Annotated in this window: 9 protein-coding genes; 1 reads left to right on the top strand and 8 read right to left on the bottom strand. The window is 62.5% G+C overall.

Annotated features, from left to right (window positions below):
- Positions 1–340 precede the first annotated feature (340 nt).
- Positions 341–793: a hypothetical protein gene (locus tag Q7V46_RS13215; RefSeq protein ID WP_304914018.1), complete on the top strand. Its 453-nt coding sequence runs from the start codon at positions 341–343 to the stop codon at positions 791–793.
- A 12-nt stretch (positions 794–805) separates the two neighbouring features.
- Here Q7V46_RS13215 and Q7V46_RS13210 read toward each other — a convergent pair whose 3' ends face one another.
- From Q7V46_RS13210 to fliL, 8 genes are all read right to left on the bottom strand, one after another.
- Positions 806–1147, bottom strand: coding sequence for a DUF962 domain-containing protein (locus Q7V46_RS13210; protein ID WP_304914017.1), 342 nt, complete (start codon positions 1145–1147; stop codon positions 806–808).
- A gap of 121 nt (positions 1148–1268) precedes the next feature.
- Positions 1269–2036, bottom strand: coding sequence for a flagellar biosynthetic protein FliR (gene fliR / locus Q7V46_RS13205; RefSeq protein WP_304914016.1), 768 nt, complete (start codon positions 2034–2036; stop codon positions 1269–1271).
- A gap of 185 nt (positions 2037–2221) precedes the next feature.
- A complete protein-coding gene (gene fliQ, locus Q7V46_RS13200; RefSeq protein WP_304914015.1) occupies positions 2222–2491 on the bottom strand; it encodes a flagellar biosynthesis protein FliQ in 270 nt (89 codons plus the stop codon).
- A gap of 10 nt (positions 2492–2501) precedes the next feature.
- Positions 2502–3278 (bottom strand): flagellar type III secretion system pore protein FliP, encoded by a 777-nt coding sequence (gene fliP / locus Q7V46_RS13195; RefSeq protein ID WP_304914014.1) that lies wholly within the window; start codon positions 3276–3278, stop codon positions 2502–2504.
- Positions 3265–3624: a flagellar biosynthetic protein FliO gene (locus tag Q7V46_RS13190; protein WP_304914013.1), complete on the bottom strand. Its 360-nt coding sequence runs from the start codon at positions 3622–3624 to the stop codon at positions 3265–3267. The genes fliP and Q7V46_RS13190 overlap by 14 nt, the downstream gene beginning before the upstream one ends.
- Positions 3625–3808: 184 nt before the next feature.
- On the bottom strand, positions 3809–4237 hold the full coding sequence (gene fliN / locus Q7V46_RS13185; RefSeq protein WP_304914012.1) for a flagellar motor switch protein FliN: 429 nt from the start codon (positions 4235–4237) through the stop codon (positions 3809–3811).
- Positions 4227–5231 carry a flagellar motor switch protein FliM gene (gene fliM / locus Q7V46_RS13180; RefSeq protein WP_304914011.1) on the bottom strand — a complete coding sequence of 335 codons (1005 nt, stop codon included), beginning with the start codon at positions 5229–5231 and terminating at the stop codon, positions 4227–4229. Before fliM ends, fliN begins: the two co-directional genes overlap by 11 nt.
- A 44-nt stretch (positions 5232–5275) precedes the next feature.
- Complete coding sequence (fliL, locus tag Q7V46_RS13175; protein WP_304914010.1) at positions 5276–5848, bottom strand: flagellar basal body-associated protein FliL; 573 nt, start codon at positions 5846–5848, stop codon at positions 5276–5278.
- Positions 5849–6082 lie beyond the last annotated feature (234 nt).

The raw sequence follows: 6082 nt of genomic DNA, 5'->3' as shown, positions 1-6082 counted from the left end.
CTAGGAGCCTGCGCGGCAGAACGACATCGGCTGCAACGCATGGAGAAAAGTCCCACTTCGCCCCCGTTTTTCCGGCTGTGGCTACGGCCACAGTCCTCAAAATCGGCGCCGAATTGGGCTCTTTTCCCACGCGTTTCGCTTCGATGCCTTCTGCCGCGCAGGCTCCTAGCGCCTTGAATGGCGTGGGGGCCACAGCGCAGCCGAAAGATAGTCGCTGTTTCACCGCCTGCCTAGACGGTAGGAATACCCATGGGAATACCCTATGCAACCTTTGTGGTCCCCGTGACGGCATGTGAGCGGGCGATTACAGTTGGCAGCTTTTCAGCACAGGAGGTCCAGGTTGTTTCTGAACAAGTCGGTGGGGGTGGCGCGTGGACTCGTTCCCTTGCTCATGTTGATGGGCCTGCTGCTGGGCGCCTGCAGCAAGGACGATCCGCAGGCCCGGCTTGAGGCCACGGTGCGCCAGCTTCAGAAAAACATCGAAGCCCGGGACGCAGGGGCGGTGATGGAACTCGTGGATGCGAGGTTCCGCATGCAGGGCGATCTGGACGCCGACCGGGCGCGCAGGACGATGATGGGCATCTTCTACCGTTACGCCAACATCAAGGTGTTTGCCGTGGGTCACCAGACCCGTATCGACCCCGCTTCTTCGCTGACGGGCTACACCGAGGCACAGGTGCTGGTGACCGGTGCCCAGGGTTTGATACCCGAACGTGCAACGCCCTACAGTGTGCGCATGGAGTGGCGCCTGGTGGACGACGACTGGAAGCTCTACGACCTCAAGTGGGAGTGAGCTCCCCTGTATTCAGAAGGCGATCTTCCCCGCCCAGATGTCGCGGTACATCGCCCAGTCGCCGAGAAAACTGTAGAGCGGGCGCTTGAAGGAAGCCGGTCGGTTGTGCTCGAAGCCGAAGTGCCCCAGCCAGGCAAAACCATAGCCGCACACCATCCCCACCAGCAACCACCATGCGTTGGCGGTGAACAGGGCGGCGCCCAGGCAGAGCAGCGCCAGACTGCTGCCCAGGAAGTGCAGGCGCCGGCAGGTGCGGTTGCTGTGTTCCTTCAGGTAGAAGGGGTAGAAATCGGCAAAGCTTGTGAACGACCTGGGGTCGACAGCTTCAGCAGTGTTGTGGGCAGTGGCGGCCATGGGGCGTTCCTTAAGTGTGGGACTGGGTGCTCCCGCTTGCCATGGTGCGCCGGTCCGTCCCAGGCCGGATCAGGGTTTGCCCGAGGGTCCTGTCGCCTTCGTGGCTGCGTGGGCGAGCGCTTCAGCCGCCCGTGAAGATGCTGGTGGCCAGGCGCATCAAGGCGATCACCGGCGTGTCCAGCATGGGCAGGGTGAAGGCGATGCCGAGCAGACCGGCCGAAAGGGTGAGTGGGAAACCGATGGCAAAGGCGTTCATCTGCGGCGCAATGCGTGAGACGATGCCCAGCACGACGTTGATGAACAGCAGCATGCCGATCATGGGCAATGCGATCCACAGGCCATAGCGGAACATCACGGAACCGAGTTCGTGCAGGCGCAGGCGGTTGATGGATTCAAAGGCATTGCCACCCACAGGGAAGGTTTCGAAACTGGCCACCACCACCTGCAGCAGCATGAGGTGACCCCCCAGCACCACGAACAGCAGCATGGTCATGTTGCCGAAGAAGCGGCCCACCGTGCTGGTCTGGGAGTTGGTCGAAGGATCGAAGAAGCCAGCGAAGTTCAGGCCCATCTGCAAGCCAATCAGCTCACCCGCGAGCTCCACCGACGCAAACACGATGCGCACCGCCAGGCCAATGGAGACGCCCAGCACCAATTGCTGCAGCACCACCTGAAAAGCCATCGGGTCGGTCAGCGCAATCATCGGCTGCGGCGGCAAGCCCGCCTGAGCACACACCGCCACCACCAGCGCCAACCCCACCCGCGTGCGCATCGGAACCGAACGTGAAGAAAAGATCGGCGCACTGGAAAACACCGCCAGGATGCGCAGAAACGGCCAGAACACCGGCATGACAAAGGCCATGATGTCGGCTTCGGTGAAGACAGGCATGTCAGCGGCTCACAGCGCAACGAACGAGTTGCAAACTTCGAGAAACGCGCGGCGGCGGTTCGAGAGTCCATTCGCCTCCGACGCGAGATGACTTCTACCAAGGGCACCGCGGAACCGGCTTTGCCGGGCCGCCAGTGCCGCCCCCCTTGAGGGGGGTGACGCGAAGCGGCGCGGGGGGTGCATCCCTATACAGCGAAGTTGGGGATGGACAAGATGGTGTTGCGGATGAACTCCACCATCGTGGTCATCATCCACGGGCCGGCAATCGCAAACACCGCTATGGCCGCGATCAGCTTGGGCACGAACGACAGCGTGGCTTCGTGGATCTGCGTGATGGCCTGGAACAGGCTCACCGTCAGACCCACGCCCAGCACCGTGGCCAGCACGGGCGCGGCAACCATGAGCAACAGGAAGAGGGCGTTCTGCCCCATCGTGAGCGCGGCTTGGGGATCCATGTTTCTTCTCCTACTGGGCAAACGATGCGGCCAAAGAGCCGATCAGGATGTTCCAGCCATCAGCCAAAACGAACAGCATCAGCTTGAACGGCAGCGCCACCAGCACCGGCGACAGCATCATCATGCCCAGCGACATCAGCACGCTGGCCACCACCATGTCAATCACCAGGAACGGAATGAAGATCATGAAGCCGATCTGGAACGCCGTTTTGAGTTCGCTGGTCACAAAGGCCGGCACCAGCACGCGAAACGGCGCGGTCTCGGCGGTCACGTCGCTGGGCAGGCGGGCCAGGTTGGCGAACAGTTCGAAGTCGGACTGGCGCGTCTGCTTGAGCATGAAGGCGCGCATGGGGTCTTGGCCGCGCTCGATCGCTTCTTCGAACGTGATGGCGTTCTGTGAATACGGGGCGTAGGCGTCCTGGTAGACCTTGTCAAACGTGGGACCCATCACGAAGAACGTGAGGAACAGCGACAGACCCACCACCACCTGGTTGGGTGGTGCCGACTGCGTGCCCAGTGCCTGGCGCATCAGCGACAGCACGATGACGATGCGGGTGAAGCCGGTCATCAGCAGCAGCATCGCCGGCAGGAACGACAGCGCGGTGAAGAACAGCAGTGTCTGGATCGGCACCGAATACGAATTGCCGTTCGGACCCTGGCCCACCATCAGCGGCAGGGAGGGACCGGCAGCGCCGGGCGCGGGCGCTGCCTGCGCCCACACGCCAGTGGCGATCAAGGCTGTGGCAGCGAAGAGAAGCCCTCCACGAACCCAGTCAGTTCTTTGCATATGAGGCCTTGCGGGGTTGTGTCATCTGAGCCAGACGCGCTGCAAAGCCGGTGGGCGCGGAGGTTTCAACGGGATTCAATGCCTCGGGTGGCAACGGCATCTGGTGCAGCGCCTGCACACCGCCCGCGGCCACACCCAGCACCAGACAAACTGCGTCCTCTCCCTGTCCCACCTGCACCGTGACCACACGCTGCTGCGGACCCAGCGACAAAGTAGACAGCACCTGCAGCTTCGGCCCGCCATGTGTCGCCGCACCCGGAATGTGGCGCCGGAAGCGCTGCAGCACCACCGCCATCACAACCATGATGACCAGCAGCGCAAGGGCGGGGGCGGCGTTTTGAAGCATGAGAGGTCAGCCGGGAAAGGTGAAGAGAGAAGGGCGAGAGAAGCGATGAATCGAAAAAGGCGGAAAACGCAACGAACGAGGGGAAGTCAGTCCAGAGATACCGAGGAACCAGCTTTGCCGGGCCTCTGGTATCGCCCCCCTTCCAGGGGGGTGGCGCCGAAGGCGACGCGGGGGGTGCCGTACCTCAGGTACGGCTTACTCTTCTCATCCGCTCAGATGGCGTCACGATGTCCGTCAAGCGAATACCGAATTTGTCGTTCACCACCACCACCTCGCCCTGGGCGATCAGGTAGCCGTTGATCAGCACGTCCATCGGTTCACCGGCGAGCGCATCGAGCTCGACGATCGAGCCCTGAGCCAGCTGCAGGATGTACTTGATGGGCACCCGTGTGCGGCCGAGCTCCACCGAGAGTTGCACCGGAATGTCCAGCACCATCTGGATGTCCTGCACCGGTGCGCCGCCTGCGCCACCGGCCGGGGTCATCACCGGGGCTGCGTTGCTGTCGAAAGCGGGTGCGCTGTCGGCCTGCTCGGCGCCTGCCTGTTCTTCCAGGGCCTGAGCCCAGTCGTCGCTGACGGAATCGTTCATGGTGTCGGTGCTCTCAGTGGACATAGGAATCTCCCAGCCAGGTCATATCGGGTCCGCGCAGGTTGCGATCCACGCGCAGGGCGTACTTGCCTTTGTGTGTGCCGTATTGGCATTCGACGATCGGCACCCCGTCCACATGGGCCTGGATCGCCGGGTTGCGGTCCAGTTCGATGAAGTCGCCGACCTGCATGGCCAGCAACTGCTCCACCGTGGCATCGGTCTTGGCCAGTTCGGCCACCAGCGTGACCTCGGCGGCCTGAATCTCGTGGCTGAGCAGCTTGATCCATCGACGGTCCACCTCGATGGCGTCGCCCTGCACACTGGAATAGAGCACGTCGCGGATGGGCTCCAGCGTGGCGTAGGGAATGCAGATGTGCAGCGAACCCGAGATGTCGCCGATCTCCAGCGTGAAGCTGGTGGAGACCACGATTTCGCTGGGGGTGGCAATGGTCGCGAATTGCGGTTGCATTTCCGAGCGCTGGTACGACAGTTCGATCGGGTACACGCCGCGCCAGGCCTTCTTGTATTCCTCTGCCACCACGTCGACCAGGCGGTTGATCACACGCTGTTCGGTGGGTGAAAAATCACGGCCTTCGATGCGCGTGTGGAACTTGCCGTTGCCGCCAAACAGGCTGTCGATCACACCGAACAGCAGCGTGGGTTCGCACACCACGAGGCCATTGCCACGCAGTGGGCGGATGGCCATGATGTTGAAGTTGGTGGGCACCACCAGTTCGCGCAGGAATGCGCTGTATTTCTGCACCTGCACGGCACCCACGGAGATCTCCGGGCTGCGGCGGATGAAATTGAACAGGCCCAGACGCAGATTGCGAGAAAACCGTTCGTTGACGATTTCCATGGTGGGCATGCGCCCGCGAACGATGCGTTCCTGGCTGGACAGGTTGTAGTCGCGCACCGCGCCGGTGGGCGTGTCTTCCTTCGCCAGCTTCTGGCTTTCGCCGGTGACGCCTTCGAGCAGGGCGTCGATTTCTTCCTGGGAGAGAAACGATTCGGACATGCTTTGGACCTGTTGTGTCGGAGGGGGCGTTCAGTGCGCAACGATCACTGCACGATGAAGCTGGAGAACAGCACCGCCTGAACCGGGTTGGGTGGCAGCTTGGACGCCCGCTTGGGCCGCTCGCCATTCGCTGCTGCCGCTTCGGGGAGCCGGTAGCCCATGATGCGGGAGATGTCGGCCACGATGTCGTTGGCGAGCTTTTCCTTGCCCGCCAATTGCAGCAGTTCTTCTGATGTGCGTTGCGAGATCAGGAGCAGCACGCTGCTTCGGATGCTCGGCATGTAGGCCTGCATTTCCTTTCCTGTCTTGTCATCCTGTATCTGCAGCGAAATGCCGATCTGCACGAAGCGGTTGCCGCCAGGATCGGCCAGGTTGACCACCATGTTTTCCAGCGCCAGGAATGCGGGCGGGGTGGCCGGGCGTGCCGGAGCCGATGTGGTCACTTCGTCATCGTCGTCGTGGTCGTCTTCTGCCGTGTTTTTCTTCAGCACATAGAGCGCGCCACCCGCCGCCAGCAATCCAAAGACGACCAGTCCAAGCAGGATGTACAGCAGCTTGCGGCTCTTGGGCTTCGCAGGAGCGGCGGCATCTGGTGCGGTGGCGGCGGCAGCTGACATGGGATTCCTCTGTGGGTCCGCCCCGGGGTTGGGGCGCTGAACACGCCTCAAAAGCGTGTCGGTTCGGAGGAATTATTGAGCGCCACCCCTGCTGGCGGTCAGCAGAAAAGAGCGGGAAAAGGCGCCTATTCGCCAGCCTGGGGTTGGGCGATTTTGGGGTTCAACCAGGTTGTTCAACCGGACGCGACTCGCGACGCATGAAAGGGTCCAACCCCGAGGCACCGCCGGGCCGGC

Origin of the sequence: Hydrogenophaga sp. (assembly GCF_030651625.1) — a bacterium.
In the GTDB taxonomy this organism is placed as follows: domain Bacteria; phylum Pseudomonadota; class Gammaproteobacteria; order Burkholderiales; family Burkholderiaceae_C; genus Hydrogenophaga.
This window is presented reverse-complemented; position numbering and strand designations above follow the sequence as displayed.

Excerpts from the sequence above, each read along its gene's own strand:
- Q7V46_RS13190 (WP_304914013.1), bottom strand. The coding sequence starts at position 3,624 with ATGCTTCAAAACGCCGCCCCCGCCCTTGCGCTGCTGGTCATCATGGTT.
- fliL (WP_304914010.1), bottom strand. The coding sequence starts at position 5,848 with ATGTCAGCTGCCGCCGCCACCGCACCAGATGCCGCCGCTCCTGCGAAG.
- fliP (WP_304914014.1), bottom strand. The coding sequence starts at position 3,278 with ATGCAAAGAACTGACTGGGTTCGTGGAGGGCTTCTCTTCGCTGCCACA.
- fliM (WP_304914011.1), bottom strand. The coding sequence starts at position 5,231 with ATGTCCGAATCGTTTCTCTCCCAGGAAGAAATCGACGCCCTGCTCGAA.
- fliQ (WP_304914015.1), bottom strand. The coding sequence starts at position 2,491 with ATGGATCCCCAAGCCGCGCTCACGATGGGGCAGAACGCCCTCTTCCTG.
- fliR (WP_304914016.1), bottom strand. The coding sequence starts at position 2,036 with ATGCCTGTCTTCACCGAAGCCGACATCATGGCCTTTGTCATGCCGGTG.
- Q7V46_RS13210 (WP_304914017.1), bottom strand. The coding sequence starts at position 1,147 with ATGGCCGCCACTGCCCACAACACTGCTGAAGCTGTCGACCCCAGGTCG.
- fliN (WP_304914012.1), bottom strand. The coding sequence starts at position 4,237 with ATGTCCACTGAGAGCACCGACACCATGAACGATTCCGTCAGCGACGAC.